This window comes from Streptomyces sp. NPDC043726 (assembly GCF_056436565.1).
In genome coordinates this window covers 461,915-487,718 of sequence record NZ_JBWKCI010000005.1, presented here as the reverse complement: position 1 = coordinate 487,718, position 25,804 = coordinate 461,915, and the positions used below count along the sequence as shown (strand labels likewise).

General features: G+C 72.8%; 26 protein-coding genes. 18 read left to right on the top strand and 8 right to left on the bottom strand.

Annotation, left to right across the window (positions count from 1 at the left end):
• The first annotated feature begins 25 nt into the window (after positions 1–25).
• A complete protein-coding gene (locus AC068Z_RS17795) occupies positions 26–472 on the top strand; it encodes a type II toxin-antitoxin system PemK/MazF family toxin (protein WP_478556184.1) in 447 nt (148 codons plus the stop codon).
• On the opposite strand, the gene AC068Z_RS17790 is transcribed toward AC068Z_RS17795, so the two are convergent.
• A complete protein-coding gene (locus AC068Z_RS17790; RefSeq protein WP_478556182.1) occupies positions 457–1,299 on the bottom strand; it encodes a TIGR02452 family protein in 843 nt (280 codons plus the stop codon). The two genes, AC068Z_RS17795 and AC068Z_RS17790, sit on opposite strands and share 16 nt — an antisense overlap.
• A gap of 279 nt (positions 1,300–1,578) precedes the next feature.
• On the opposite strand from AC068Z_RS17790, the gene egtA reads away from it, so the two are divergent.
• From egtA to AC068Z_RS17755, 7 genes are all read left to right on the top strand, one after another.
• Positions 1,579–2,874, top strand: a complete 1,296-nt coding sequence (egtA, locus tag AC068Z_RS17785) for an ergothioneine biosynthesis glutamate--cysteine ligase EgtA (protein ID WP_478556180.1) — start codon at positions 1,579–1,581, stop codon at positions 2,872–2,874.
• A complete protein-coding gene (egtB, locus tag AC068Z_RS17780) occupies positions 2,871–4,187 on the top strand; it encodes an ergothioneine biosynthesis protein EgtB (protein WP_478556178.1) in 1,317 nt (438 codons plus the stop codon). Before egtA ends, egtB begins: the two co-directional genes overlap by 4 nt.
• Positions 4,187–4,942 (top strand): ergothioneine biosynthesis protein EgtC, encoded by a 756-nt coding sequence (egtC, locus tag AC068Z_RS17775; protein WP_478556176.1) that lies wholly within the window; start codon positions 4,187–4,189, stop codon positions 4,940–4,942. The genes egtB and egtC overlap by 1 nt, the downstream gene beginning before the upstream one ends.
• Positions 4,939–5,901, top strand: a complete 963-nt coding sequence (egtD, locus tag AC068Z_RS17770; RefSeq protein ID WP_478556174.1) for an L-histidine N(alpha)-methyltransferase — start codon at positions 4,939–4,941, stop codon at positions 5,899–5,901. The genes egtC and egtD overlap by 4 nt, the downstream gene beginning before the upstream one ends.
• A 61-nt stretch (positions 5,902–5,962) precedes the next feature.
• Positions 5,963–6,178: a dodecin gene (locus AC068Z_RS17765; RefSeq protein WP_451726823.1), complete on the top strand. Its 216-nt coding sequence runs from the start codon at positions 5,963–5,965 to the stop codon at positions 6,176–6,178.
• 43 nt (positions 6,179–6,221) lie between these two features.
• Positions 6,222–6,815, top strand: a complete 594-nt coding sequence (locus AC068Z_RS17760; RefSeq protein WP_478556171.1) for a dihydrofolate reductase family protein — start codon at positions 6,222–6,224, stop codon at positions 6,813–6,815.
• A gap of 88 nt (positions 6,816–6,903) precedes the next feature.
• Entirely contained in the window at positions 6,904–7,761 is an 858-nt protein-coding gene (locus tag AC068Z_RS17755) for a GNAT family N-acetyltransferase (protein ID WP_478556169.1), read from the top strand.
• An 8-nt stretch (positions 7,762–7,769) separates the two neighbouring features.
• Here AC068Z_RS17755 and AC068Z_RS17750 read toward each other — a convergent pair whose 3' ends face one another.
• Positions 7,770–8,261, bottom strand: coding sequence for a phosphatase domain-containing protein (locus AC068Z_RS17750; protein WP_478556167.1), 492 nt, complete (start codon positions 8,259–8,261; stop codon positions 7,770–7,772).
• Positions 8,262–8,328: 67 nt separating this feature from the next.
• Between AC068Z_RS17750 and AC068Z_RS17745 the strand changes: the two genes are divergently transcribed.
• On the top strand, positions 8,329–8,736 hold the full coding sequence (locus AC068Z_RS17745; RefSeq protein WP_478556165.1) for a (2Fe-2S) ferredoxin domain-containing protein: 408 nt from the start codon (positions 8,329–8,331) through the stop codon (positions 8,734–8,736).
• A 93-nt stretch (positions 8,737–8,829) separates the two neighbouring features.
• On the opposite strand, the gene AC068Z_RS17740 is transcribed toward AC068Z_RS17745, so the two are convergent.
• The 5 genes from AC068Z_RS17740 to AC068Z_RS17720 form a co-directional block, all read right to left on the bottom strand.
• Positions 8,830–9,645 carry an AfsR/SARP family transcriptional regulator gene (locus tag AC068Z_RS17740; RefSeq protein ID WP_478556163.1) on the bottom strand — a complete coding sequence of 272 codons (816 nt, stop codon included), beginning with the start codon at positions 9,643–9,645 and terminating at the stop codon, positions 8,830–8,832.
• Between the two features lie 287 nt (positions 9,646–9,932).
• On the bottom strand, positions 9,933–11,147 hold the full coding sequence (locus AC068Z_RS17735; RefSeq protein ID WP_478556161.1) for an alpha/beta hydrolase family protein: 1,215 nt from the start codon (positions 11,145–11,147) through the stop codon (positions 9,933–9,935).
• On the bottom strand, positions 11,144–11,827 hold the full coding sequence (locus tag AC068Z_RS17730) for a TetR/AcrR family transcriptional regulator (protein WP_478556159.1): 684 nt from the start codon (positions 11,825–11,827) through the stop codon (positions 11,144–11,146). The genes AC068Z_RS17735 and AC068Z_RS17730 overlap by 4 nt, the downstream gene beginning before the upstream one ends.
• 5 nt (positions 11,828–11,832) lie before the next feature.
• Complete coding sequence (locus tag AC068Z_RS17725; RefSeq protein WP_478556157.1) at positions 11,833–13,437, bottom strand: DHA2 family efflux MFS transporter permease subunit; 1,605 nt, start codon at positions 13,435–13,437, stop codon at positions 11,833–11,835.
• A gap of 131 nt (positions 13,438–13,568) precedes the next feature.
• Positions 13,569–14,219: a 4'-phosphopantetheinyl transferase family protein gene (locus AC068Z_RS17720; protein WP_478556155.1), complete on the bottom strand. Its 651-nt coding sequence runs from the start codon at positions 14,217–14,219 to the stop codon at positions 13,569–13,571.
• A 215-nt stretch (positions 14,220–14,434) separates the two neighbouring features.
• On the opposite strand from AC068Z_RS17720, the gene AC068Z_RS17715 reads away from it, so the two are divergent.
• The 9 genes from AC068Z_RS17715 to AC068Z_RS17675 are packed head-to-tail and all read left to right on the top strand — an operon-like array spanning position 14,435 to position 24,971.
• Complete coding sequence (locus AC068Z_RS17715) at positions 14,435–16,240, top strand: fatty acyl-AMP ligase (RefSeq protein ID WP_478556153.1); 1,806 nt, start codon at positions 14,435–14,437, stop codon at positions 16,238–16,240.
• Positions 16,241–16,275: 35 nt separating this feature from the next.
• Positions 16,276–16,611: an acyl carrier protein gene (locus AC068Z_RS17710; protein WP_478556151.1), complete on the top strand. Its 336-nt coding sequence runs from the start codon at positions 16,276–16,278 to the stop codon at positions 16,609–16,611.
• Positions 16,608–19,637: a type I polyketide synthase gene (locus AC068Z_RS17705; RefSeq protein WP_478556149.1), complete on the top strand. Its 3,030-nt coding sequence runs from the start codon at positions 16,608–16,610 to the stop codon at positions 19,635–19,637. Before AC068Z_RS17710 ends, AC068Z_RS17705 begins: the two co-directional genes overlap by 4 nt.
• Positions 19,634–20,656 carry a 3-oxoacyl-ACP synthase III family protein gene (locus tag AC068Z_RS17700; RefSeq protein WP_478556147.1) on the top strand — a complete coding sequence of 341 codons (1,023 nt, stop codon included), beginning with the start codon at positions 19,634–19,636 and terminating at the stop codon, positions 20,654–20,656. Before AC068Z_RS17705 ends, AC068Z_RS17700 begins: the two co-directional genes overlap by 4 nt.
• Entirely contained in the window at positions 20,653–22,602 is a 1,950-nt protein-coding gene (locus AC068Z_RS17695; protein ID WP_478556145.1) for an HAD-IIIC family phosphatase, read from the top strand. Before AC068Z_RS17700 ends, AC068Z_RS17695 begins: the two co-directional genes overlap by 4 nt.
• On the top strand, positions 22,599–22,841 hold the full coding sequence (locus tag AC068Z_RS17690; protein WP_478556143.1) for a phosphopantetheine-binding protein: 243 nt from the start codon (positions 22,599–22,601) through the stop codon (positions 22,839–22,841). The genes AC068Z_RS17695 and AC068Z_RS17690 overlap by 4 nt, the downstream gene beginning before the upstream one ends.
• On the top strand, positions 22,838–23,065 hold the full coding sequence (locus tag AC068Z_RS17685) for a hypothetical protein (protein ID WP_478556141.1): 228 nt from the start codon (positions 22,838–22,840) through the stop codon (positions 23,063–23,065). Before AC068Z_RS17690 ends, AC068Z_RS17685 begins: the two co-directional genes overlap by 4 nt.
• Positions 23,062–24,165: an alpha/beta fold hydrolase gene (locus AC068Z_RS17680; protein ID WP_478556139.1), complete on the top strand. Its 1,104-nt coding sequence runs from the start codon at positions 23,062–23,064 to the stop codon at positions 24,163–24,165. The genes AC068Z_RS17685 and AC068Z_RS17680 overlap by 4 nt, the downstream gene beginning before the upstream one ends.
• The gene (locus AC068Z_RS17675) at positions 24,162–24,971 is read left to right on the top strand and encodes a thioesterase II family protein (protein ID WP_478556137.1); all 810 of its coding nucleotides are present in this window, start codon (positions 24,162–24,164) and stop codon (positions 24,969–24,971) included. The genes AC068Z_RS17680 and AC068Z_RS17675 overlap by 4 nt, the downstream gene beginning before the upstream one ends.
• On the opposite strand, the gene AC068Z_RS17670 is transcribed toward AC068Z_RS17675, so the two are convergent.
• On the bottom strand, positions 24,904–25,788 hold the full coding sequence (locus AC068Z_RS17670; RefSeq protein ID WP_478556135.1) for an MBL fold metallo-hydrolase: 885 nt from the start codon (positions 25,786–25,788) through the stop codon (positions 24,904–24,906). The genes AC068Z_RS17675 and AC068Z_RS17670 overlap by 68 nt on opposite strands.
• Positions 25,789–25,804 lie beyond the last annotated feature (16 nt).

Below are 25,804 nucleotides of genomic sequence, written 5' to 3'. Positions count from 1 at the left end.
GGCGGCACCCTCTAACGTGATCCCCGTGACCGCGACCACCGAAGAAGACGTCCCCGGCCGCTCCGGCCCGTCCGCCACCGTCGAGGCCGACCCCCGAGAGGTGGGCCGGGTGCGCACCGAGTACTCGCCCGCGCACGACGGCGACCCGGACCCCGGCGAGATCGTGTGGACCTGGGTGCCGTACGAGGAGAACGACGGCCGGGGCAAGGACCGCCCGGTGCTCGTCGTGGCCCGGGAGCCGGCCGGGACTTTTCTCGCCGTGCAGTTGTCCAGCAAGCGGCATGACGCCGACCGGGACTGGGTGCCGATCGGGAACGGGCCCTGGGACCGGTCCGGGCGGGAATCCTGGGTCGACGTGGACCGGGTGCTGCGGCTGCACGAGCGGGGCATGCGGCGCGAGGCGTGCGCGCTGGACCGGATGCGCTTCAACCTGGTCCGGCACCGCCTGCGGGAGCGCTACGGCTGGAGCTGAGCGGTCCCGCGCTCCGACGCCGGCGCGAACGCCCGTACGAATGCCGCCCGCGTCGCCGCCTGCGGCGTACGGTCGAGGATCCCGAAGACCACGTGCTCGAAGCGGTCCGCGAACCGTCCGCCCGGTCCGAGCAGTCCGCGGAACGCGCCCGCCACCTGCGCCGGATCGTTCTGGAACACCCCGCAGCCCCAGGCGCCCAGCACCAGCCGCCGGTAGCCGTGTGCCGCGGCCGTCTCCAGCACCCGCTCGGCGCGCTGCGCGAGGGCGGCCGGGAGTTCGGCGACGCGCTCGGGTGCCGTACGCCGGACGACTCCCGCGTTCGGCGCCGCGGACGTGAGGAAGCCGGGCGTGTACGGCTCGTCCAGCAGGCGTCCGCGGTCGTCGCGGAAGACGGGCACGCCGGGTGAGTGGATGACTCGGTCCGTGTAGAACGCGTCCCGGTGCGCGCGGTGATGGTCGTAGAACTCCCGGACCCCGATCAGGCACGTGTACAGCGCCGAGGCGCGGCACAGGGCCTCCTCCTGCGCCTGCGCGCCGTTGAGGTAGCCGCCGCCCGGGTTGCGGGCCGAGGAGAAGTTCAGTACGGCCGTGCCGTCCCCGAGCCTGCGCGCCGCCTCCAGGCTGGACTCGCCCGTGACCTCGACGCGCGGGACGACCGGCGGCGCGGGCGGCACCGGCACGGGCTCGGGCCCGTACATGCGCGTGCCGCGCCTGGCGGCGGCCACCGCCTGCGCGATCGGCACCTCGCGGCCGTCGGAGCGGGTGTAGCCGCCCGCCGCCACGATCTGTTCCGTCTGCTGTGCGATCCCCCGCAGGCGCGCGCTCATGGCGCCACCCCCGTGAGCGCCTCGAGCGCGCGCCGGGCGCACTCCCCCGTCGTGCTCATGCACGCATCGTGGGCGATGCTCCACAGGAGGTGCAACAGAGTTTTTGAAGCCGCGAACACCCTCGGAAACCCGCGGAAACCGGATGTGACCGAAGAAGAACATCCGGGGAGGCGCCCTTGTGCGGAGCCATTTCAGCGTCTTGGGTGGGACGAGTGTGCCGTCCCGGCCCACCCGAAATGCCGGGCTGGTGGCATGGTGGAATATCAGGAGGATCCCGACATGCCAGATTCGTCTAGCGGCTCTTCGCCGAGCGGCTGTACCAGGCCCCGCACCTCGGTCTCCGAGGCCGAGGTCGAGGCCCTGGTCCGCGGTATCTGCTTCAAGACCGGTCCGCCCCGCACCCTCGGGGTCGAGGTGGAATGGCTCGTCCACGAGCTGCGCAGCCCGCAGCTCCCCGTCACACCCGAACGACTCAAAGCGGCCTACGCCGCCCTGCGGACCGTGCCCTTGAGGTCGGCGCTCACCGTCGAACCCGGCGGTCAGCTGGAGCTGAGCTCGCCGCCCGCCGCCTCCCTGATGGAGTGCATCGGTACCGTCTCCGCCGACCTCGACGCCGTCCGCGCCACCTTGCGCGGGCACGGTCTCGGTCTGGTCGGCATCGGCCAGGATCCCTGGCACGAACCCCGCCGCTATCTGCGGGAGCCGCGCTACGACGCCATGGAGGCCTGCCTGGACCGCAGGGGCCCGGCCGGCCGCGCCATGATGTGCACCTCGGCCTCCGTCCAGGTCTGCCTCGACGCGGGCCACGAGGAACCGGGACCCCTCGGCCATGTACGGCGCTGGTGGCTCGCCCACCAGCTCGGCGCGGTCCTGGTGGCGGCCTTCGCCAACTCCCCCCTCGCCGGGAACGAGCCCACCGGCTGGCGCTCCACCCGGCAGCTGATGTGGATGGAGATCGGCGCGGGCCGGGCGGGCGCACCCCCGCTGGACGGCGATCCACGCGCCGCCTGGGCCCGGCACGTCCTGGACGCGCCGGTGATGTGCGTACGCCAGGACAGCGGCCCCTGGGAGGTCCCGGAGGGGCTCACCTTCCGGGAATGGACCCGATCGGCGATACCCAGACCGCCCACGCAGGAGGACCTCGGCTACCACCTGACGACCCTGTTCCCGCCGGTCAGACCGCGCGGCCATCTCGAACTGCGCATGATCGACGCACAGCCCGGCGACGACGGCTGGATCGTGCCGCTCGCCGTGACGGCCGCGCTGTTCGACGACCCGCAGGCCGCCGAGACCGCCTACCGCGCGGTCAAGCCGCTCGCCGAACGGGCGCTGCCCAGCCCCGCGCCGCACAACCCGCTGTGGACCGACGCGGCCCGGCAGGGCATGTCCGACCCCGAACTGCACGAGGCGGCCGTCCTCTGCTTCGCCGCCGCGCTGGAGGCGCTGCCGAGGATGGGCGCCACCGACGAGGTCACGGCCGCCGTCGCGGCGTACCGGGACCGCTACATCACCCGGGGCCGCAGTCCCGCCGACGACCTGCTCGACCGCCTGCACGGGAAGGACTTCAGCTCATGACCGAGCCCTCCGTCGACACCGATGAGCTCCGGGTCCGGGCCCTGACGACCCTCACCACCGCCCGGGACCGCACCACCCTGCTCACCAGCTGCGTCGAGGACCCGGACCTGACCGCACAGCACTCCCCGCTGATGTCGCCGCTGGTGTGGGACCTGGCGCACATCGGCAACCAGGAGGAGCAGTGGCTGCTGCGGGCGGTGGCGGGCCGGGAGGCCATGCGCCCGGAGATCGACAGCCTCTACGACGCTTTCGAGCACCCGCGCTCCGCCCGTCCCACGCTGCCGCTGCTGCCGCCCGCCGAGGCCCGGCTGTACGCCGCCGACGTGCGCGGACGGGTGATGGACCTGCTGGAGAGCACCGCGTTCCACGGGACCCGGCTGACCGAGGCGGGCTTCGCCTTCGGGATGATCGCCCAGCACGAACAGCAGCACGACGAGACGATGCTGATCACCCATCAGCTCCGCAAGGGCCCGCAGGCCCTGACCGCCCCGGACCCGGATCCGGCCCCGCTGTTCACCGGCCCGGCCGAAGTCCTCGTCCCCGGCGGCCCGTTCACCATGGGCACCTCCACCGAGCCCTGGGCGCTGGACAACGAACGCCCCGCGCACCGGCGCGAGGTGGCACCCTTCCACATCGACACGGCCCCGGTCACCAACGAGGCGTACCAGGCGTTCATCGAGGACGGGGGCTACTCCGTCGAGCGCTGGTGGGCCCCGGCCGGCTGGGACCACATCCGGCAGCACTCGATCGACGCCCCGCTGTTCTGGCGCCGGGACGGCGACCAGTGGCTGCGCCGCCGCTTCGGCGTCACCGAGGTCGTACCGCCCGACGAGCCGGTCGTGCACGTCAGCTGGTACGAGGCCGACGCCTACGCCCGCTGGGCCGGCCGGCGGCTGCCCACCGAGGCCGAGTGGGAGAAGGCGGCCCGGCACGACCCCGTCGGCGACCGCTCGATGCGCTACCCCTGGGGTGACGAGGACCCGCGGCCCGAGCACGCCAACCTCGGCCAGCGGCATCTGCGCCCCGCCCCCGCCGGAAGCTACGAGCAGGGCGAATCCCCGCTGGGTGTGCGCCAGTTGATCGGCGATGTGTGGGAGTGGACGGCGAGCGACTTCCTGCCCTACCCCGGGTTCGTCGCCTTCCCGTACAAGGAGTACTCGGAGGTGTTCTTCGGGCCGGAGTACAAGGTGTTGCGCGGCGGTTCGTTCGCCGTGGACGCGGTGGCCTGCCGGGGCACGTTCCGCAACTGGGACTACCCCGTCCGCCGGCAGATCTTCTCCGGTTTCCGCACGGCCCGCTCGGAGGCCGTCTGATGTGCCGTCATCTGGCGTATCTGGGGCCCGAGGAGCCACTCGGCAGCTACGTCGTACGGCCCCCGCACGGCCTGTACCGGCAGTCCTGGGCGCCCCGGCGGCAGCGGTACGGCACGGTCAACGCCGACGGTTTCGGGGTCGGCTGGTACGCGGCCGGTGACCCGGTGCCGGCCCGCTACCGGCGGGCGGGTCCGATCTGGGCGGACCAGTCCTTCGCCGATCTCGCCCGGGTCGTACGGACGACGGCGCTGCTCGCGGCGGTCCGGGACGCGACCCTGTCCGGCGCGGACGCGGAGGCCGCCGCGGCGCCCTTCGCCTCCGGCGTCTGGCTGTTCAGCCACAACGGCGCCGTGCCGGGCTGGCCGGACTCCCTGGCGCCGCTGACCCGGACCCTGCCGGCGGTGGACCTGCTGTCCCTGGAGGCCCGCAACGACTCGGCGTTCGTGTGGGCCCTGGTCCTGGCCCGGCTGCGCGCCGGGGACGACACGGGCCAGGCGCTGGCCGACACGGTCCAGGAGGTGGCCGAGGCGGCGCCGGACGCCCGGCTGAACCTGCTGCTGACCAGCGGCGACACCATCGCGGCGACCGCCTGGGGCGACACGCTGTGGTACCTGACGACACCCGGCCACGGCACGGTCGTGGCCTCCGAGCCGTACGACGACGATCCGCTCTGGCACGAGGTCCCGGACCGCACTCTCCTCGTGGCGAGCCGCACGGACGTCACCCTCACTCCCCTCAAGGAGCCCCGCACGTGAGCCCGTTCCTTCTCACCCGCCAGCTGCCCGAGGACGCGACGGAGGCCGCCCTGCGCGCCGACGTCCTGCACGGCCTCACCCGCACCCCCAAGGCACTCCCGCCGAAGTGGTTCTACGACGCCCACGGCAGCGAACTCTTCGAGCGGATCACCGAGTTGCCCGAGTACTACCCCACGCGCGCCGAACGCGAGATCCTCATCGCCCGCGCCGCCGACATCGCCGCCGCCACCCACGCCCGCACCCTGGTCGAACTCGGCTCCGGCTCCTCGGAGAAGACGCGGTACCTGATCGACGCGCTGACCGAACTGCACACCTACGTCCCCGTCGACGTCAGCGAGAGCGCCCTCACCCAGGCCGGGCACGCCCTCATCGAGGAGCGGCCCGGACTCGCCGTGCACGCGCTCATCGCCGACTTCACCGGCGGGCTCACCCTGCCCGACACCCCAGGCCCCCGGCTGGTGGCGTTCCTCGGCGGCACGATCGGCAACCTGCTGCCCGCCGAGCGCGCCGACTTCCTCGCCCGGGTCCGCGCCCTGCTGGCCCCCGGCGACGCCCTCCTCCTCGGAACGGACCTGGTCAAGGACGAGAAGGTGCTGGTCAGGGCGTACGACGACGCGGCCGGGGTGACGGCCGCGTTCAACAAGAACGTCCTGACGGTCGTCAACCGCGAACTCGGCGCCGACTTCGATCCCGGCGCCTTCGACCATGTGGCGCTGTGGGACCCCGAGTGCGAGTGGATCGAGATGCGGCTGCGGGCCCGGACCGGGCAGACGGTGAAGGTGCCCGCGCTGGACCTGGCCGTCGACTTCGCGCCGGGCGAGGAGCTGTACACCGAGATCTCGGCGAAGTTCCGCAAGGAGGGGGTGCGCGCCGAACTGTCCGCGGCGGGTCTCGACCTGACCCACTGGTGGACGGACGAGGAAGGCCGGTTCGCCCTGTCACTGAGCGTGGCGCGGTGACCGACGGCTCGCGCGGCGTCGCCGCCTGAGGCACGGTGGAGTGATGGAGAGGAGCACCCGCATGTCGAACCACACCTATCGGGTCACCGAGATCGTCGGCAGCTCGCACGAGGGCGTCGACCAGGCCATCCGCAACGGCATCGCCCGCGCGTCGCAGACCTTGCGCAATCTGGACTGGTTCGAGGTGACCCAGGTCAGGGGCCAGCTGGAGAACGGAGAGATCGCGCACTGGCAGGTCGGCCTGAAGGTCGGGTTCCGGCTCGAGGACTCCGACTGACAGCCGCCGATGAGTTCGGGGGGAGAGACGGGTCAGCACTGGTATGACACGCATCGTCGCTGACATCTCGGTCTCCCTCGACGGCTTCGTCACCGGTCCTGACCCCGGCCCCGACAACGGCCTGGGCACCGGTGGCGAGGCCCTGCACACCTGGGCGTTCTCCGACGACCCGGACGACCGCCGGCTCCTGCGCGAGGCAACCGCCCGCTCGGGTGCCGTCGTCCTCGGCCGCCGGCTCTTCGACATCGTCGACGGGCCGGGCGGCTGGGACGACGAGGTCGGCTACGGCGCGGGCGAGGCGGGAAAACCCGCCTTCGTCGTCGTGACCGGCGCGCCGCCGGAGTCGGTACGGCTGACCGGTCTCGACTGGACGTTCGTCACGACGGGGGTCGCCGATGCCGTCGCGGCCGCTCGCGAACGCGCGCCGCAGGGCCTCGACGTCGTCCTCATGGGCGGCGGCGCCACGATCCGCTCCGCGTTCGACGCCGGTCTGGTCGACGTGCTGTCCCTGCATCTCGCGCCGGTCGTCCTCGGCGCGGGGACGCCCCTGTTCACCGGCGGCCCGCCGCGGACGCTGGTGCGGCGAAGCGTGACGCCGACCACGACGGCGACGCATCTGACGTATGACGTCCTGTGAGAGGCATGTCCTGTGAGGGACGTGTCCTGTGAGGCGGCATGTCCTGTGAGGGGCGTGAACGACGCCCTGCGACGGGCATGGATGACGCATGCCCTCAGAGGACTGGCACCTCACCCAAGACATCGACGAATTCCTCACCCACGCCGGGGAGTTCCTGCGCTCACGGCCCGCACTGCACACCACCCCGCTGTCGGTGACCGAGAAACTCCGCACGCTCGGGCCGCAGGCGTACGGCGGCGGCGCACCGGTCCTCGGCCGTCTGGACCGGGCGGGCGAGGTCCGGGCGACGTTCTACTGCTTCCCGAACCTCGGCCTGAACGTCACCTCCCTCACCCCCGCCCAGGCCGAGTCCCTCGCCACGCACCTGCTGGCCCTCGGCCACTCCATCCCGTACGTCACCGCGGACGAGAGCACCGCCAACGCGTTCGCCGAGGCCTGGCAGCGGCACACCGGCACGACCTCGAAGCCCCGGGTACGGCTGCACCTGTACCGCCTGGACGCGCTCACCCCGCCGGAGCCCTTCCCGGCGGGCCGGGGCCGGCTCGTGGGCGACGAGGACCAGGAGCACCTGATGCGCTGGTGCCGCGAGTTCGCGGCGGAGGTGGGGGAGGAGGTCTCCATCACCGCGGCCACCTGGGCGGGCACGCGCTTCGCCGAGAAGCGCTACACCTTCTGGGAGACCCCCGACGGCTCCCCCGTCTCCATGGCGGGCGCCAACCCGATGGTCGGCGGCCAGGTCCGGGTGGACCCCGTCTACACCCCGGCCCACCTGCGTGGCCACGGCTACGCGGCAGCCGTGACGGTCGAGGTGAGCCGGGCGGCACTGGCCGCGGGCGCCGAGGAGGTGGTCCTGTACACGAACGCGGCCAACCCCACCAGCAACGCCCTGTACCAACGCCTCGGATACCGCCGGCTCACCGACGTCGTGGTGCTCGACTTCTCATGAGCCGGAGATCAGGTCCGCCCCTCCTTCTCCTGTGCCGTCTTCAGGGCCGCGGACGGCTTCGCCCAGTGCGCCCGTACGACGGTGAATCCGGCCTGTTCCGCGTCCGCGCAGACGAGTTCGTCGTCGTCCACCAGGACCCGGATCTCCCGGGTGCGGGCGAGGCGCCGGAGGATCTCCAGCTTGGTGCGCCGGGCGGGGCGGCGGTCGTTGTCACGGCGCATGTGGACCCGGCCCTCGGGCAGACCCTGGGCCGCCAGCCACTCCAGCGTGTCGCTTCGGCAGCGCTCGGGGCGGCCGGTGAGGTAGACGATCTCGCACTCCTCGGCGCTGGCCAGCACCAGCGCGATGCCCTCGGGGATCGGCGGGTCCGCGGGCGCGGCGGCGAAGAAGGCGTCCCAGTCGCGGGGCTTGGACTCCAGGAACCGCTGCCGGTGGGCGGTGTCGGCGAGGGTGTTGTCGAGGTCGAACACGGCGAGCGGAAGCCTGTTGCTGTCGGTCACGGCGTCAACTGTACGCAGCGGGCGGCCCGGTGACCGGCACGAACGCCATGGACGGCATGCTTCTGTCATGCCTTCGACGCCCCGCACCCCCCTCACCGCCTCCGCCTCCGCCTGCACGCTCGTCGTCTGCCGCGGCTGCTGCTGCGGCAACGCCCGCAAGCACCCCGGCACCGATCACGAGGGGCAGTTGGAGATCCTGCGCGGCGCGGCGGCCGAGCACGGCTTCCGGATCCGTACGACGGACTGCCTCGGCCCGTGCGACCAGGCCAACGTGATCGTCGTCGGGCCCTCGGCGGCGGGCCGCCGCTCCGGCGGACGTCCGACCTGGATCGGCTTCGCCTCGGACCACGACAGCGTCGACGAGATCGTGGAGTGGGCGGCGGCGGGCGGGCCGGGCGTGGCCGAGCCGCCGGTGACCCTGGAGCTGCAGTTCATCGATCCGCCCAAGGAGGCGAGGGTCCGCTCCCGCCGCTGACCGTCGAACCATTCGCCAGTTGTCAAAGGCGTACGGGCGCGGACCGCTGCGCCCCGAGGAGTGCGACGGCCGTCGGCCGCCCGCCGCCGGCCTTCAATGCAGGGCGGGAATGACCCCCGCCGCCTCCAGGCGTTCGGGGTCCGCTCCGAGGATCGCCTCGTGGGCCAGACGCAGGGACGGGCCGGGCTCGACGCCCAGTTCCTCTCTGAGGACCCGGCGGGCGCTGCGGTACACCGCGAGCGCGTCGCCCTGACGGTTCGCCCGGTACAGGGCGACCATCAACTGGTGGTGGAAGGGCTCCCGCAGCGGGTGTTGCAGGACCAGGCCGCGCAGTTCCTCGATCATCTCGTGGTGGCGGCCGAGGGCCAGCGCTGACTCCATCCTCAGCTCGGTGCAATTCAGCCGTTTCTCGTCCTGGACCGTGGTGAACGAATCTATGACGAGGGAGCCGGGAATACCCTCCAGCACGGGGCCGCGCCACAGCGACAGCGCCCGGCGGAGCAGTTCGGCGGCGTGCTGGTAATCGGCTGCCATATAGCGTTCTCGGCCACGGGTGTAGAGCATCTCGAATTCATGGAGATCGGTCACCGTACCGCCGGTGTCGAGGATATATCCCGGCGGCGTCGTGAGGATCGGCGATATTCCTCGCGGCGTGCTCAGGATTTTCCGTAGTTGTGAGATGTACACCCGCAGGCTCGCGACCGCGCAGCGCGGTGGATCCTCCTCCCACAGTTCCGTCACGAGTTTCTCTCCGGCCACCGGCTCACCCGCCCTGATCAGCAGCAGGGCAAGCAGTTTGACGAGCTTGGGCGGCTCGGGTGTCAGGTCGGCACCGCCCCGGGTCACCCGCAGGCGCCCGAGCAGGTCGTAGCGCAGTGGCTGGTCAGCCTGTACAGAGGACAGGGCCACAGCAAACCCCCCAGAATGCGTGGGTACGCATTCAACTTATTCTGGTTCCCCCGTCCGTCCTCAGGTCTGGGACGCACATAGTCGACGATATATCGACTGGTGCGTGAAGCATATGCGAGCCCTCCTCTCGCTGCCACCCCCTCCCTGTTACGCCGTCATTAAGTGCAACACAACTCGGGCCGCCGGATTCGCGCCGGGAATGCATTTCGGCCGTTCGAATTGGATGGCAGCCCGGCCCGCAACCCAGGGCCGGGCTGTCCGCCGGACACCGTCCGGGGCCGGGACGGTCAGACCGCGACCGTCCGCCCCGGGTCGAGAGTCCGGGTGAGCCAGGAGAACAACCGGTCGTGGAAGAGCCGCATGGCTCCGGAGTGGCAGTGCGCCCCGCCACCCTCGTCCGCGGGGAACACCTGCAGCGTCTTGGGCGAGTTCAGCCCTGTGTAGACCTTCTTGGCGTGCTCCAGCCCGGCGAAGAACAGGTCCTCCTCCGCGTCCATCGCTAGCACGGGACAGCGCACCCGACCGATGACCTCCGACAGGTCGAAGTCGGGCAGCCGGCGCAGCAGTCCGGCCGGGGTGTCGGTGCCGAAGGTCCACAGCGCGTGTCGCAGCAGCCAGCGGGTGAAGGTCTGTTGGGCCGCGATCCCCCACATGACCGGGTTGGCGAAGTCGTCGTGTCCCTGCTCGACCCACTCCAGCACGAAGGGCGGCAGGGCGACGACGTCGCCGAGCTGCCAGACGGCGTCGTGGGCGACGCAGCCGGCCAGCCGGTGCTCGAAGGCCGCCGCCCGCACGGCGAGCAGCCCGCCGAGGCTGGTACCGACCAGCGCCAGCCGGTCGGGGTCCACGCCGGGCAGGCCCAGGGCGTGGTCCACGACCGGCGTGACGACGTTCTCCCAGTCGGGCCGGAAGACCAGGCCTTGGTCGCGCACGACGGAGCCCTGTCCGGGCCCTTCGAAGCAGAGGCAGTTCCAGCCGTGCGCGAGGGCCGCGGCGGCGACGAAGAAGTAGCCCTCCTCGACCGTGGAGTCGAGCCCGCCGTGGTGGATGATCGTCGGCCGGGGCTCGTCGGAGTCGTCGACCCGGTAGAGGTAGGCGGGCAGGGAGGTGTCCTCGTAGGGGATGCGGATGAACTGCGGCGGGTGCTCCATGAGTTCGGCGGCGTCGGCGAAGGTCTCCCGGGACAGTCGCATCAGCCGCGCCGCCTCCGCGCCATGCGGGTCGTCCCGCTCGAAGAACTCGGCGGTCCGGTAGTAGTTGTGGGCGCGCAGCAGCGCCGCCCGGGCGGAGTCGGTGCGGCCCTCGCCGCGTGCCGTGACGGCCAGGCCGTGGACACGTTCGGCGAGCGAGGTCCACGCGCGCCGCCAGGCGTCGGTGTCTCCGCCGGGGATGCGGGAGGCGACCGCGACGACCTCGCCGAGCTGCGCGCCACCGTAGTCCGCGTATCCGGCGGCGCGCAGTGCCTGGTAGTCGAAGGCGGGGTCGTCGAAGAGGAATTTCATGGCAGCGGCTCCTCTGGTGGGGGCAGGTGCTCCGGTGGGGTGGCCGGGTGGGTCCCGGCGCGGCTCGTGCGGGTTCCGTTGAGGAAGGTGTCGACGATGCGTTCGGCGAACGCCGCTGAACGCACAGGGCGTTGGCGCAGGATCAGGCGGGCGGCCATCGGGCCGGTGAGGATCTCGACGGCGTCCTCGAGGTCGAGGTCGGCGCGGAGTTCGCCGCTGTCGACGCCGTCGGCCAGGACCCGCAGGAGGGCCTCGTGGCGGGCGGCGACGACGGTGTCCTCGAACCGCTCGACGAGTTGAGGGCGGCGTACGGCCTCACCGAGCAGGCTGCCGATCAGCCGGTGCAGGTTGGTGTCCTGGCCGCGGTGGCGGAGCTGGTCGACGAGGGCCACCAGCCGGTCCCGCAGGCTGAGCCCGTCCAGCGGCGGCACGGGCAGGTCGAGGCTGCCCAGCGCGGCCAGCACCAGCTCCTCCTTGTTGCGCCAGCGGCGGTAGATGGTGGCTCGGGCAACGCCCGCGCGCTGGGCGACCAGGTCCATCGACAGGTCGCCGAAGCTGCACCCCTCGCTGAGCAGGCCCAGGGTGCTGTGCAGGATGGCCTGGTCGGCGGCGGGGTCGCGCTGACGGCCGCCCCGGGGGGACGGTCCCGGGGCAGCCGTGGGCGGCTCGGCGTGGGGCATACGGCTCAGACCTCCGTGGTGTGGACTTCTCGCGCGGTCGCCCCCTGGCCGCCGGCGGCACCGGCGAGGGCACGGGAGGGCAGGAACAACAGGCTCACGAGGGCGCCGAGCAGGGTGGCGCCGGCCGCGACGAGGGCCGTGAGGTGCATGGCGGCCAGGAACGCGTCGACGGCCCGGTCGGCGAGCGGCGCACCGTGCGGGCCCAGCTCCCGGGCGGCGGTGAGGGTGGTGGCGATGGACTCTCGCGCCGGCTCGCGGGCGGGGGCGGGCAGCGCCGTCAGGTCGTCCTCGATCCGGGAGCGGTAGGCGGCGGAGAGCACCGAGCCCAGGACGGCGACCCCGAGGGCGCCGCCCACCTGACGGAAGGTGGTGGTGACCGCCGAGCCGGTGCCCGCCCGTTCCGGGGAGACCGCGGACATGGCGGCCGAGGTCGCGGGCGGCATCACGCAGGCGATGCCGAGGCCCATGACGAACAGGACGGACTCGATGACCCAGACGTCGGTCCGCTCGTCGATGACGGCCACGGCGAGGAAGGCCAGCGAGGTGAGCAGCATGCCGGTGGCGCACACCGGCCCCGCCCCGATCCGCTTGGCCAGCAGTGTGGCCGGCGCCGAACAGGCCAACTGGGCCACGGCCAGGGGCAGTAGCAGGAACCCGGCCTCCAACGGCGTCCAGCCGCGCACGCTCTGGAGATAGAACACCAGGAAGAAGGTGGCGCCGAGCAGGGCGAAGAAGACCAGGCCGATCACGGTGACAGCGGCCGAGAAGCGCCGGACGGTGAACAGCTCCAGGTCCAGCGCGGGCCGTTCGGCGCGATGCTCCCACCTGGCGAACAGGCCCAGGACCACAAGACCCCCGAGGATCGGGCCCCACACCGCGGCCTCCGCCCAGTGGTCGGACTCGCCGCCCCGTATCACGCCGTACACGAGTGAGGTCAGTCCGGCGACGGACAGCAGGGCGCCGACCGGGTCGAGGCCGCCGCGGCCGGGGTCCTTGGACTCGGGGATCACGACGAGGGCGGCGACCGCGCCGACCAGCACGACGGGCAGGTTGATCAGAAACACCGAGCCCCACCAGAAATGCTCCAGCAGCGCGCCGCCGGTGATCGGTCCGAGGGCGACGGCAAGTCCGGCGGCACCGGCCCACAGACCGATGGCCTTGGGGCGCTCGGCGGGCGGGAACACCGCCATGATGATCGCCAGGGTGGCCGGCAGCACCAAGGCGGCCCCGACCCCCAACCCGGCCCGCGCGACGATCAGTTCCTCGGCGCTGCGGGCGTAGGCGGACCACAGGGAGCAGACGCCGAAGACCGCGAGTCCGGCCAGCAGGACGCGTTTTCGCCCCCAGCGGTCGGCGAGCGCTCCGGCGGTGAAGAGCAGCGCGGCGAAGACGAGCGCGTAGGAGTCGATGGACCACTGCAGCGCGCCCGGCGAGGCCCCGAGGCCCTCGGGGGCGGGCTCGGCCAGGGTCTTCAGGGCCACGTTGAGGATCGACGTGTCCAGGACCACGAGCAGCAGCCCGACCAGGAGAACCGCGAGGACGCGCCAGCGGTGCGGGTGCCCGGTCTGTGACGGGTGATCGGAGGACGTGCGGCGTAAGGGAGTTGTCACGGATGTCCGCTCCTCGGTGAGAAGAGGGTGATCGTGAGCGAGTGCCGTTCGGCCTTGACGCTAGACCCGGCGAGCAATCGAGTCAACGGTGTATCGAAACACCGTTGACTCGATTCCCGGACCCCGGGCCCTCACCCGTCGGGTCCCAGCGCGCGAGCCACGACGAAGCGGTCCATGACCGGATCGCACCGCAGCCGCCAGCCCGGCGCGGTCCGCTCCAGCCACCAGCCGGTCTCCGGGACGAGCCGGGGGCGCAGGCGGGCGAAGTCGTGGGCCAGGCCGAGGCCGAGGGCCTTGGTGTAGGCCTCCTTGAGCGTCCACAGCCGTACCAGCCGCGCGTTCCGCGCGACGGGCGACAGGTCGCGCAGCTCGGCCAGTTCCTCCAGGTGGCATATCTTCTCGGCGAGCCCCGGCGCCAGCAGCGGGCGGTCCCGCGCCTCCACGTCCACGCCGATCCGGCGGCCGCGGGCGACGCCGACGACGAGCACGTCGTCGGTGTGACTGATGCTCACGTCCAGCCCGGCGGGCGCGCGCAGCACCGGCCGTCCGCGCCCGTCCCGGTCCAGGAGCACGTGGTGCGGCTCCGCGCCGCCGAGCGCGGCCACCACGTGACGCAGCAGCGACCTGGCTCCCCACGACCGTGCCCGGGCGAGGTCCGCACCGCCATACCCCTCCGGTCGGCCCGCCCACTCGGCCAGTCGGCCAAGGCAGACGGCATGCCCGCCGGGAGGCAGCGGAGCGTCGGGGAGCCGGCCGGCCTCGAACACGTCCTCTGCCCACACGTGGCCTCCTCGCACAACAGTTCAGGCACCGGGTGCCAGCACCTTACGTGTCCCAACCGGCACCCTCCGTCGCATCCGGTCGGCGCTCCGCCTCAAACCGTTGACGTGCGCACCAATTTTCGCTTTACGCCGCCTTTTCACCGCACCCCAAGGGTGGGGACATCGGATGGCACTCGGTGCCGCCGCAAGGGATCGGATCGGGGAGAGGACAGCTCGTGCCACACCAGCTTCACTACCGGACGATGACGGACGCCGTACGCACCGGCGCGGAGCGCCATCCGGGGCGTCCCGCGTTCGTCTACCTGCACGAAGACGGCCCGGACATGCGGCCCGAACACCTCAGCTACGCCGAACTCGACCGCCGGGCCCGCGTGGTGGCCACCCGGCTGCGGCAGGCGTCCCCCAAGGACCCCTCGCGTCCGGTGCTGCTGCTCTACCCGCCGACCCTGGACTTCGTCACGGCCTTCCTGGGCTGCTTCTACGCCGGACGCACGGCCATCCCCGCGCCCCTGCCCGACGAGCCGGGCGAACGGCTCGCCCGCGTCCACGGCATCCTGCGGGACGCCGACGTCGGTGCGGTGCTGACGCTGCCGAAGTACCGGCAGGGCATCAGCGCCTGGCTGGCCGCCGCCGGCGAGCGCGACGTGCTGTGCCTGGCCACCGGCGGGGACACCGAGGAGACGGCCGACCCGGACCTGTGGACCCCGCCCCGGACCCGCGACTCGGACGTGGCCTTCCTCCAATACAGCTCCGGCTCCACCAGCGAGCCGAAGGGCGTCATGGTCACGCACGCCAACCTCGCCGCCAACGAGGAGGCCATCCGCGGGGCCATGGTGACCCCGGACGGCGTGGTGGCGGGCAGTTGGCTGCCGCTCTACCACGACATGGGGCTCATCGGCATGACCCTGCACCCGCTGTGGGTGGGCGGCACCAGCGTGCAGATGTCGCCGATCGCCTTCATCAAGCAACCGCACCGCTGGCTGCGCATGATCCACGACTACCGGGTCGAGGGCACCGCCTCCCCGAACTTCGGCTACGAGCTGTGCACCCGCCGCGTCACCGAGGAACAGTCGGCCGACCTGGACCTGTCCAGCCTGCGGGTCGCCCTCAACGGCGCCGAACCGGTCCGCGCCGACACCCTGCGCGCCTTCGTGAGCCGTTTCGCCGGCAACGGGCTGCGCCCGCAGGCCATGCTGCCCTGCTACGGCCTGGCCGAGAACACCCTGCTGGTCTCCAGCGGGGACACCGAGACCCCGCACGTCGAACTGACCGTCGACGCGCAGGCCCTGGAGCAGGACGAGCTGCGCCCCGCCCGCACCGACCGGCCCACCCGCACCCTGGTCGGCTGCGGCCGGCCGAAGAACACCGAGGTGCTGATCGTGGACCCGGTGACCCTGCGGGTCCTGCCCGGCGGCCAGGTCGGCGAGATCTGGCTGCGCGGCGACTCGGTGGCGGGTGGCTACTGGAACCGCGAGGAACTCACCGCCGAGACCTTCCGGGCCGAGACGGCGGACGGCCGCGTCGGCTACTTCCGCACCGGCGATCTCGGGGCCCTGCTCGACGAGGAGCTCTACGTCACCGGGCGGATCAAGGAGATGCTCATCCAGCACGGCCGCAACCTCTATCCGCAGGACATCGAGCAGGCCGTCCAGGAGTCCGGGGATTCCTTCCGGCGCGGCGGGGGCGCGGTCTTCACCGTCACCGACGAGGCGTCCGAGCGCGCGCACGTGGTCGTGGTGCAGGAGCTGCGGGCCCACGCCGCCGACCAGGACCTGGCCGGCCTCGCCGCCGGCGTCCAGTCCCTGCTCAGCCGTCAGTTCCAACTGCCCTCCGTGAACGTGGTCCTGGTGCGCACCGGCGTGATCCGCAAGACCACCAGCGGCAAGACGCAGCGCACCCTCATGCGCCGGCTCTTCCTCGACGGCGCCCTGCCGGTGCTGCACCAGCGACTCCAGCCCTCGGTCGCCGCCCTGGTCCCCGCGACGGCCAACGCACCGGAGCCCGCCTCCACCCCCCGTTGATCCGAAGCCCTCAGCCCCTCGGAGAGAGAAAAGCCATGAGCATCGCCCCCGAAACCCGCGCCGCCCCTCCCACCGCTCCCATGGACCGGCACTCGCCCCACGGCACGGCATCCGACCTCGAACCGTGGCTGACCGGGCGGGTCGCCTTCCACCTGCGCCGGACGGCCGAGGAGATAGACCCGGACACCCCCCTCGCCGACTACGGCATCGACTCCGTCGCGGCGATCAGCATCTGCGGCGAGATCGAGGAGCGGCACCGGATCCCGGTCTCCCCCACCATCGCGTACGACTTCCCGACCGTGCACGCCATAGCCGCCCATCTCGCCGAACGCCTGGCCGACCTGGCGTCGGACGGCGAGGGCCGGTCATGACCGTGCGCGAACCCATCGCGGTCGTCGGTCTCGACTGCCGGTTCCCCGGCGCACGCGACGCCCAGGAGTACTGGGCGCTGCTCATGGACGGACGCGACGGCACCGGCCGGGTGCCCGAACAGCGCTGGGACGCCGAGCGCTACCACTTCGCTTCCTCCACCCCTGCCGACGACCGGCCGCCCGGCCGCAGCAACACCGTGCGCGGCGGCTTCATCCACGACCCCGACGCCTTCGATCCCGCCTTCTTCGGGATCGCGCCGCGCGAGGCCGCCGCGATGGATCCGCAGCAGCGGATGCTGCTGCAGTGCGCGTGGCGGGCGATCGAGGACGCCACTCTCGCTCCTCAGGACCTGGCCGGTACGGCGACCGGCGTGTTCGTCGGGGTGATGGCCAACGAGTGGGCGTTCCTGGCGCTCGGGGACTACGACCGGATCACTGCACGCCACGGCTCCGGCAACGGCTACTTCATGGGCGCCAACCGCGTCTCGTACCACCTCGACCTCAAGGGGCCCAGCCTGGCCGTGGACACGGCCTGCTCCTCCTCCCTCGTCGCCGTGCACCTCGCCATGAACTCGCTGCGCTCCGGCGAGAGCGACCACGCCCTGGTGGCCGGCACCAACCTGATCATGACGCCGGTCATCAACATCTTCTACACCCAGGCCGGTCTCTCCGCGCCCGACGGCCGCTGCAAGCCCTTCAGCGCCGCGGCGGACGGCATCGGGCGCGCCGAGGGAGTGGCGGTGCTGGTGCTGCGCCGCCTCAGCGACGCCCTGGCGGACCGTCAGCCGGTGTACGCCGTGCTGAAGGAGACGGGGAGCAACCAGGACGGCCGCAGCAACGGCATCACCGCGCCCAACCGCTGGGCCCAGGAACAGCTGATCGAGTCGGTGTGGCAGCGGGCCGGCGTCACTGCCGACGACATCGGGTTCGTCGAGGCACACGGCACCGGCACCCTGCTCGGTGACTTCATCGAGGCCCAGGCGCTCGGCCGGTTCACCGGTGACCGCAGCGGCGGCAGCGTCGCGCTGGGCTCGGTCAAGAGCAACTTCGGGCACGCCGAGGGCGCGGCGGGCCTCGCCGGACTGATCAAGGCCGTCCTCGCGCTGCACCACCGCACGGTGCCGCCGAGCCGCTACGCCCACGACGAGAACCCGCGCCTGAACCTGTCCGGAAACCGGCTGAACCTGCTCAAGTCGCCGCTCCGGCTGGGCTCCGGCACCGTGCACGCCGCGGTGAGCAGCTTCGGCATGGGCGGCAGCAACGCCCACGCCGTGCTGGCCTCCGCACCCCGGGTGAGCCACCGGACCCGCCCCGGCGCACCGGGCGTGTTCACCGTCTCCGCCCGCAGCGCGGAGGGGCTGCGGGCCAACCTGCTGGTCCAGGCCGACGCCCTGGCCCGCCGACCGGGCGACCAGCTGGCGCAGCTGTGCTGGACCAGCAACCGGGTCAAGTCCCGGCTGCCGCGACGGGCGGCCGTCGCCGCCCCCGACCTGCCCGCGCTGGTGGCGGGGTTGCGCGAGGCCGCCGAACAGGCCGACGGGAGCGGGACCACACGCCGTGCGGCGCCGTCGGTGGCGTTCGCGTTCACCGGGCAGGGCGCCCAGGACCCGCGTACCACCGCCTCCTGGTACCGGTCGTGCCCCGTCTACGCACGCCACCTCGACGACCTGGACAAGCTGCTCGCCCCGCACACCGGGCACTCCGTGCGCGATCTGCTCCTCGACGACGGCCCGGGCATCCACCGCCCGGGGCTGCTCCAGCCCGCGCTGTTCGCCATCGGGTACGCCATGGCCGCCACCCTGGCCGAGGCCGGGATCAGGCCCGCCTACGTCATCGGGCACAGCATCGGCGAGTTCGCCGCCGCCTGCGTGGCCGGAGCGCTCGACCCGGCGGAGGCCGCCCGGCTGGTCGCCCGGCGCGGGGCACTGATGGAGAGGCTGCCCGACGGCGGCGGGATGCTCGCGGTGGCCCTGGACGCCGCGGAGGTCGAGCCGCTGCTCGCGGGACGGCAACGGCTCGGCCTGGCCGCCGCCAACGGCCCCCGGCGGACGGTGATCGCCGGCGACCGCGATGAACTCGTGGAGCTCACAATGGAGTTGGCGGAACGCAAGGTGGCCGCACGGCCGCTCGCGGTCTCCCACGCCTTCCACTCGCCGCTGATGCTGCCCGTCGTCGAGGAGTTCCGCCAGGCGTGCGCGGGCACAGCCGACCGGCGGCCGAACCTGCCGGTCTTCTCCACCGTGCACGGCAGGGAGCTGACCGACACGGAGACCCTGGACGCCGACTACTGGGCGGCGCAGATCACCGCGCCGGTGCGGTTCGCCGACGCCGCCCGCGCGCTGCTCGCCACCGACGTCACCCACGTGGTGGAGCTCGGCCCGTCCGCTGTGCTCACTCCGCTGCTGTCCCGCCTGCGCGCCGAGGTCGGCTCGCCGGTGAGCCTGCACGCCGCGCACCCCGGCGAACGCGCCCCCGGCCACCGGCCCCAGCAGTTGTTCGGCGAGCTGTGGTGCGCAGGCCTCACCCCCGACTGGGACGTGCTGTACACCGAGTCCGACCGGCTGCCCCGACGGCTGCCGCCCCACCTGTTCGACACGTCCTTCCGCGCCTGGCGCTCCGGCGCCGCCCCCCGTCGTCCGGAACCGTCCGCGCCCCCCGCCCCCCGCGGCGCGGACACCGCGGGACCGCCGTGTGCGGACCGCGGGGACCCGTGTCCGCCGTCCCCGGCCGGGGACGAGCCGGACTCCCTGGCCGCACTGGCACGCCGACTGGTGTGCCGGGTCGGCGGACACGACCCGGGCCTGATCCACGACGACACCCGGCTCCACGAGGACCTGGGCTTCGACTCCATCCAGGCCGTGGAACTCAAGGCGCGGATCGAACACGAGTTGCCGCGGCTCGGCACGCTCCCGGTCGAGGAACTGCTGGAGAGCATGCGCACCGTCGGCGACCTGGTCCGTTATCTGCGCGGCCGCCGCCTCGACGACGCCGCCGTAACCCTGACCCCGGAAGGAACCGGCCGATGAACGCCCCCACCGCACACCTGGCCTCGGTCGGCACCTGCCTGCCCGGGGATCCCGTGGACAACGCGGCCCTCGCCAAACTCGTCGGCGTCGACGAGACCTGGGCCGAGATGTTCATCGGCAACACCAGCCGGTACTTCGCCGTCGACCTGGCCACCGGTCAGGTACGGCAGACGCTGGCCGACATCGCCGCCACCGCCGCCGACCGGGCGCTGGCAAAGGCCGGTCTCGAACCGCGGGACATCGACTGCGTCGTCATGGGCACCGCGACCCCGGACCACCTGATGCCCGCCACCGTGAACCTGGTCGCCGACCGGCTCGGCATCGACAACACCCCCACCTACCAGCTCCAGTCCGGCTGCGCCGGCGCGGTCCAGGCCCTCGACGTTGCCCGCACCCTGCTGCTGGCCCGGCGCTGCGCCAACGCCCTGGTGATCGGCGGCGACGTGTGCGCCAAGCACCTGGAGCGGGACTTCGACCCCGGGACCCGCAGCTCCGCCGAACTCGTCAACTACGCCCTCTTCGGCGACGGCGCCGGAGCGGCCGTGCTCAGCACCGAACCGCTCGGCCCGGGCATCGCGATCCGCCAGGTGCTCAACCGGCTGGTGGGCCTGAACCGGGAACCCGGCCAGATCATCGACTGGTTCGGGCTCGGCGACCGGCACAGCGACCGTCCGGCGGTGTCCGAGGACTACAAGGCGATCGAGGAGACCGTGCCGCTCCTGGCCCAGCAGACGTTCTGGGAACTCCTCGGCGACCTGGGCTGGACCGCCGACCAGGTCGACTACCTGCTGCCTCCGCAGCTCTCCGGCCGGATGAGCGACCGCATCTCCGCGGGCATGCCCGCGCCGGGCGCCCGACGGATCAACGTGGTGCGCACCGTCGGCAACAACGGCAACGCCCTGCCCTTCCTCCAGCTCGCCGAACTCCTGGAGCAATGGGACGATCCCGGGCGTGCCGTCGCGGTGGCCGTCGAGTCCAGCAAGTGGATCAAGTCCGGTCTCGCCCTGGAGCGGTCATGACCCAGGCCCAGGACCGGATCACGGGCCCGCAGTCCCCGGCGAGCTGGCACGACCAGGCGTCCCTCGCCACCTTGCGCGGCCTGTACCGCGCCGGCCGGCTGCCCGCGGAGTACGGCACGGTGCGGGCGCTGCTGGCCCGGATGCCCCGGGCCGACCTCCCCGCCGCGGGCCAGCTGCTGGCCCGGCTCGACCCCGAGGAGGTCCGCCGCCACGCCCCCGACGCGCCGGTGGTCTCCGTGGCCGTCACCGGCGAGTCCACGGTGGCCCCGCTGGTGGGACCGCTGACCGCCGAACTGGCCCGCCACGGACTGCTGCTGGACGCGAAGGTCGCCCCCTACGGCTCGTACGTGCAGGACCTGATGCGGCCGGCCGACCCGTCGCAGGACGCGGGACGGTCCCACCTGACGCTGTGCGTGCTCGACGCGCACACGGTCGTCGGCGGCCTCACCGCGCCCTGGCGGGCCGAGGACGTCGAGAAGGCGGCACGGACCCAGCTCGCGCTGCTCTCCGCGGCCGTACACGCCCATCAACAGGCCGGCCGCGGCCTGCTCGTGCTCAACACCGTCCCGCTGCACCGCCACCTCACCCACCAGCTCGTCGACCTGCGCCACCGCGCCCGACTCGGCGTGGTGTGGCGGGAGTTCAACAGCGGGCTGCTGGCGCTCGCCGCGGATCACCCGGGCGTGGTCGTCGTCGACCTCGATCCGCTGATCGGCGAGGGCGTGCCCGCCGGTGAACCGCGCGCCGCCCAGTACGCCCGCGCCCGGCTGTCCGAGCCGCTGCTCGCCGCCTACGCCCGGGAGGCCGCGCACATCGTCCGCGCCCGCCTCGGCCGCACCCGCAAGGTGCTGGTGCTGGACCTGGACGGAACCCTGTGGGGCGGGGTGCTCGGCGAGGACGGCCCCGGCGGCATCGAGCTCGGGGCGGGGCTGCGCGGCGAGGCTTTCGCGGAGTTCCAGCGGGTGCTCCGGCAGCTCGCCGCTCAGGGGGTGCTGCTCGCCATCAGCAGCAAGAACGACGCGGACCTGGTGACCCGCACTCTGGGGACGCATCCGGGCATGGTGCTGCGCGAGCCCGACTTCGTGCACGTGAGCGCCAACTGGAAGCCCAAGCACGACAATCTCCGGGGCATCGCCGGGCGGCTCGGACTCGGCCTGGACAGCCTCGTCTTCGTCGACGACAGCCTCTTCGAATGCGGGCTCGTCGCCGAGCAGTTGGCCGAGGTCGCCGTGGTCCGCGTCGACGACGAACCCGCCCTGCACCCCTCGGCGCTGCTGGCCGACGGCTGGTTCGACCTGTTCGAACTGACCGAGGCCGACCTGGAACGGGCGGACCGCTACCGCACGGAGGCCCGGCGGCAGGAGTTCCGCGAGGACGTCGCCTCCTACCAGGACTACCTCGACGGGCTCAAGCTGGAGGTCGTCCTGCGGCCGCCGCACGAGTCGGAACTCGCGCGGATCTCGCAACTCACCCTGCGCACGAACCAGTTCCACCTGGCCACCGAGCGGCTCGACGTCCCTCAGGTGACGGAGCGGATGACGCAGCCGGGGCACCACGTGCTCGCGGTGCACGCGCGTGACCGGTTCGGCGACCACGGCCTGGTCGGCGCGCTGTTCCTGCGGCGCGACGAAGACGTGCTGCGCGTCGACAACTTCGCCCTCAGCTGCCGCGTGTTCGCCCGGGGCATCGAGAGCGCCTGTGTGGCCGCGGTGCTGGAATTCGCCCGCGCCACCAAGGCGCGGGCCGTGACGGGCCGCTATCTGCCCTCGCCGCGCAACGCCGCCTTCGGCGCGTTCTACGCCGACCACGGCTTCACCCCGGTCGGCACCGACCCGGACGACCCCGACGCCGTCTTCTTCCGGCACGACTTGCGCGACCTCACCCCTGCCCCCGCCCATCTGCGGCTGCACGCCGCGTTCGGGCCCGACGACGGAGACCGCACATGACCACCACCGCCCTCGCCGGTACGGCGGAATTCCGCACGCTCCTGGAGGAGGAACTCGGCCTGTACCTGGAGGAGGAGGACCTGGACCGGCCGCTGGACGACTTCCCCGACTGGGACTCGGTGCTGCTGCTGCGGCTGGTGACCGTGGTGGAACGCGTCGTGGGGCGGCGCATCCCCGTGGCCGATCTGCTGGAGGTCAGGACGTTCCGGCAGATGCACCTGGTGGTGACGGTGCGATGACTCGTCCCGCGGCCGACTCCCGGCCCCCGCGCCCCGACGCCGGCCTGCACTTCCACGCGCTGTTCCTCGACACCCAGCTGGACCTGGTCTGGTCCCCCGGCCTCGGCAGGCGGATCCGGGCCTGCGTCGCCCGGCTCGCCACCGGCCGCGGGCCGTCACCCCGGCCGGACCTTCGGGACCGCGTCCCCGCACAGCAACCGGAGAAGAAGGGAGCAGCCCGATGATCCCCATGGCGGAGCTGCGACGGTTCGCCCTCCCGCACGCCCACGCCCAGGGCATCCCCGCCGACGTCATCCACCAGGTGACGGACAACCTCGCCGACGCCGCCGACGACGAGGGCGCTTGGACCCACGCCTGGTCCTCGCTCGCGGTGGCGGCCGAGGCACGCGGCCGCGATCTGGACGCGGTCCGCTACTGGGCGATGGCCCGCTTCCCCTACCCCGACGGCCCCGATCGGCTCGCCGCCCAGCAGGCCTGCGTCGCGGCCTTCGACCGCTGGCGCAGAGGCGTCCGGGGCGTCTCCCGGCTCGATCTCCCCTTCGAGGAAGCCGGTTTCGCGTGCTGGGCCACCGGCCTGTCGCTGCGCGAGCGGCTGCCGCTGATCCTCGTCGTCGGCGGCATCGCCGGTGTCAAGGAGCAGTGGGCGCCGCTGCTGGCCGAGTCCGACCGGCTCGGCGCCGCCGTCGTCGTCACCGAACTGCCCGGGGTCGGCGAGAACGCCCTCACCTACGGAACGGACAGCGTGCGCATGCTCACCTACCTCGTCGATCTCCTCGGCCGTGCCGCCGACACCTCCCGCACCTGCGTCGTCGGTCTCGGCTTCGGCGGCCATCTGGCCCTGCGTCACGTGCTGGACGACGACCGCGTCCGAGGGCTGGCCGTGGTCGGCGCGCCGGTGCGGGACTTCTTCGCCCGGACCGCGGAGCGCACACCGCTGCCGCGTCTGGTGCGCCTCACCCTGTCCCATGTGATGCGCACCCCGGGGGACCGGCTTCCGGCCGCGCTGGCCGACTGGGGCCTGGACGAGGAGCGGCTGCACGGACTGCGCGTCCCGGTCGCCTGCGTGGCCGGCCGCGACGACGAGATCGCGCCCTGGTCCGACGCCCGGCTGCTCCAAAGCACCGTCCCCCGCCTGCGGCTGGTCGAGAACGACACGCTCGGCGGCCGGCCCGAGCAGGCCGCCGAGACCCGGCTGTGGCTGCTCGCGCAGGCGCTGCGGATGGCGGGCACGGCGGGAGCGGTACGACGGGCGGCCTCGGTCCGCGCGCACGTGCTGCGCGCCCGCCGCCGTCTGAACGGCACGCCGGCCGGAGCGCTCCGGTGACCACCGCGGCCGTGTCCTGTCTCAGCCGGGCGCCCCGCGCCGACGCCCGGCTGCGTCTGTTCTGCTTCCACCACGCGGGCGGCGGGGCATCGTTCTTCAGCTCGTGGGGCGCCCGCGTGCCGTCCGGTGTGGACGTGCTGCCGGTGCAGTTGCCCGGGCGCGAGGCCCGCTACCGGGAACCCCGCTTCCGGGACGCCGGGGAACTCGTCGAGGTCCTCGGGCGGGAACTCGCGGACTGCCTCGACGAGGGCCCCTGGGCGGCGTACGGCCACAGCATGGGGGCACTGGTGGCCGCCGCGCTGGCCGCGGCCCGGCTGCGGGCGGGCGGCCGTGGTCCCGAGGCGCTGTTCCTCGGGGCCTACGCTCCTCCGCATCTCACCCCCACGCTGCCCGCGCCCGACCGGTACGAGGACCGGGAACTGGCCCGTCTGCTGGTCGACTTCGGGGGGATGGACCCGCAGTTCCTGCAGCGGGAGGACTGGCTGCGGGTGCTGCTGCCCATCGTCCGGGACGATCTGCGGGTCTGCGCGAGTCATGGGCGGGCGGGGCTGCCGGACCCGGACGACGAGCGGGCCCGGCTGCCCCTGGTCGTCGAGGCGTTCGCGGGCTTCGACGACCCGTTGGTGGACCCGGCACGGGTGCGGGCGTGGGAGCGGTACGCACGCGACTTCCGGCTGACCCTCGTGCCCGGCGGTCACTTCTTCCCGCGCGAGGAGCCCGGCCCGTTCTTCGCCCGGCTCAACCGCTCCCTGGACCGGCTGCTCGGAGATCCGGCACCGGCCCGACCACCCGCGGCACCCGGCTGATCCGTAGCCGGCTGTCATCTGCGTTCTTCTCGTACAGCGCGCGCTGCTCCTCGATGCCCGGCATGACCCAGGACGGCCGGGCCGAGGAGTCGGCGAAGCCGAGCCCCGGGGTGTCCGGGCCGACTCCGGTCAGGGTGAGGGCGAAGGATGCCAGGTAGTCGATCTCACCGTCCGGGGCGAGCCGGAAGGGGCGGTCGTGGCCGGGATAGATCACGTCGGACACCTCCAGGATCCGCCCGATGCTGTGCTCGGCCTGGTCGGCGTCCCAGAAGACGAGGGGGTTGCGCCCGGTGGTGGCGACGTAGGCGAAGTGCAGGGCGTCGCCGGTGATCGTGGCGCGGCCCGCGGCGGTGTCCACCGTCAGGCCGATGCTGCCCGGTGAATGGCCGGGCAGACCGATGACGTCGACGCCGGGGATGAGCTCCTCGCCGTCGACGACCTCGCGGACGGGGAGCTGCTCCAGCAGCAGTCCCGTCCAGGCGGGCGTGGCCCAGTCGTTGGCGTGCGGGGTGTGCGCGTAGCGGCGCTCGTCGGGGTGGAGCACCAGGGTCGCCGACGGGAACAGGTCGATGTTCTGCACGTGGTCCCAGTGGGCGTGGGTGAGGACGACGGTGTCGATGTCGGCGGCGGCCAGCCCGTGGCGGGCGAGCGCCGCCCACAGAAAGGGGCGCCGGCCCACGTGGGCGGCGTCGACGAGGATGTTCCGGGGCCGTCCCGCGGCGTCGGGGCCGCGTACCAGGAACACCCCGCAGAAGGCGGGGTAGCCCTGGTCGGTGTCGAGGCCGAAGCCAGGCAGGAGAATGTCGACGGTCGGCATGGAATTCCTTCGGTCC

Bases quoted from the DNA above. Each gene is read 5' to 3' on its own strand.
- AC068Z_RS17790 (WP_478556182.1), bottom strand. From the start codon at position 1,299: ATGAGCGCGCGCCTGCGGGGGATCGCACAGCAGACGGAACAGATCGTG.
- egtA (WP_478556180.1), top strand. From the start codon at position 1,579: ATGCCAGATTCGTCTAGCGGCTCTTCGCCGAGCGGCTGTACCAGGCCC.
- egtB (WP_478556178.1), top strand. From the start codon at position 2,871: ATGACCGAGCCCTCCGTCGACACCGATGAGCTCCGGGTCCGGGCCCTG.
- egtC (WP_478556176.1), top strand. From the start codon at position 4,187: ATGTGCCGTCATCTGGCGTATCTGGGGCCCGAGGAGCCACTCGGCAGC.
- AC068Z_RS17765 (WP_451726823.1), top strand. From the start codon at position 5,963: ATGTCGAACCACACCTATCGGGTCACCGAGATCGTCGGCAGCTCGCAC.
- AC068Z_RS17760 (WP_478556171.1), top strand. From the start codon at position 6,222: ATGACACGCATCGTCGCTGACATCTCGGTCTCCCTCGACGGCTTCGTC.
- AC068Z_RS17755 (WP_478556169.1), top strand. From the start codon at position 6,904: ATGCCCTCAGAGGACTGGCACCTCACCCAAGACATCGACGAATTCCTC.
- AC068Z_RS17745 (WP_478556165.1), top strand. From the start codon at position 8,329: ATGCCTTCGACGCCCCGCACCCCCCTCACCGCCTCCGCCTCCGCCTGC.
- AC068Z_RS17735 (WP_478556161.1), bottom strand. From the start codon at position 11,147: ATGAAATTCCTCTTCGACGACCCCGCCTTCGACTACCAGGCACTGCGC.
- AC068Z_RS17730 (WP_478556159.1), bottom strand. From the start codon at position 11,827: ATGCCCCACGCCGAGCCGCCCACGGCTGCCCCGGGACCGTCCCCCCGG.
- AC068Z_RS17710 (WP_478556151.1), top strand. From the start codon at position 16,276: ATGAGCATCGCCCCCGAAACCCGCGCCGCCCCTCCCACCGCTCCCATG.
- AC068Z_RS17705 (WP_478556149.1), top strand. From the start codon at position 16,608: ATGACCGTGCGCGAACCCATCGCGGTCGTCGGTCTCGACTGCCGGTTC.
- AC068Z_RS17700 (WP_478556147.1), top strand. From the start codon at position 19,634: ATGAACGCCCCCACCGCACACCTGGCCTCGGTCGGCACCTGCCTGCCC.
- AC068Z_RS17695 (WP_478556145.1), top strand. From the start codon at position 20,653: ATGACCCAGGCCCAGGACCGGATCACGGGCCCGCAGTCCCCGGCGAGC.
- AC068Z_RS17690 (WP_478556143.1), top strand. From the start codon at position 22,599: ATGACCACCACCGCCCTCGCCGGTACGGCGGAATTCCGCACGCTCCTG.
- AC068Z_RS17685 (WP_478556141.1), top strand. From the start codon at position 22,838: ATGACTCGTCCCGCGGCCGACTCCCGGCCCCCGCGCCCCGACGCCGGC.
- AC068Z_RS17680 (WP_478556139.1), top strand. From the start codon at position 23,062: ATGATCCCCATGGCGGAGCTGCGACGGTTCGCCCTCCCGCACGCCCAC.
- AC068Z_RS17670 (WP_478556135.1), bottom strand. From the start codon at position 25,788: ATGCCGACCGTCGACATTCTCCTGCCTGGCTTCGGCCTCGACACCGAC.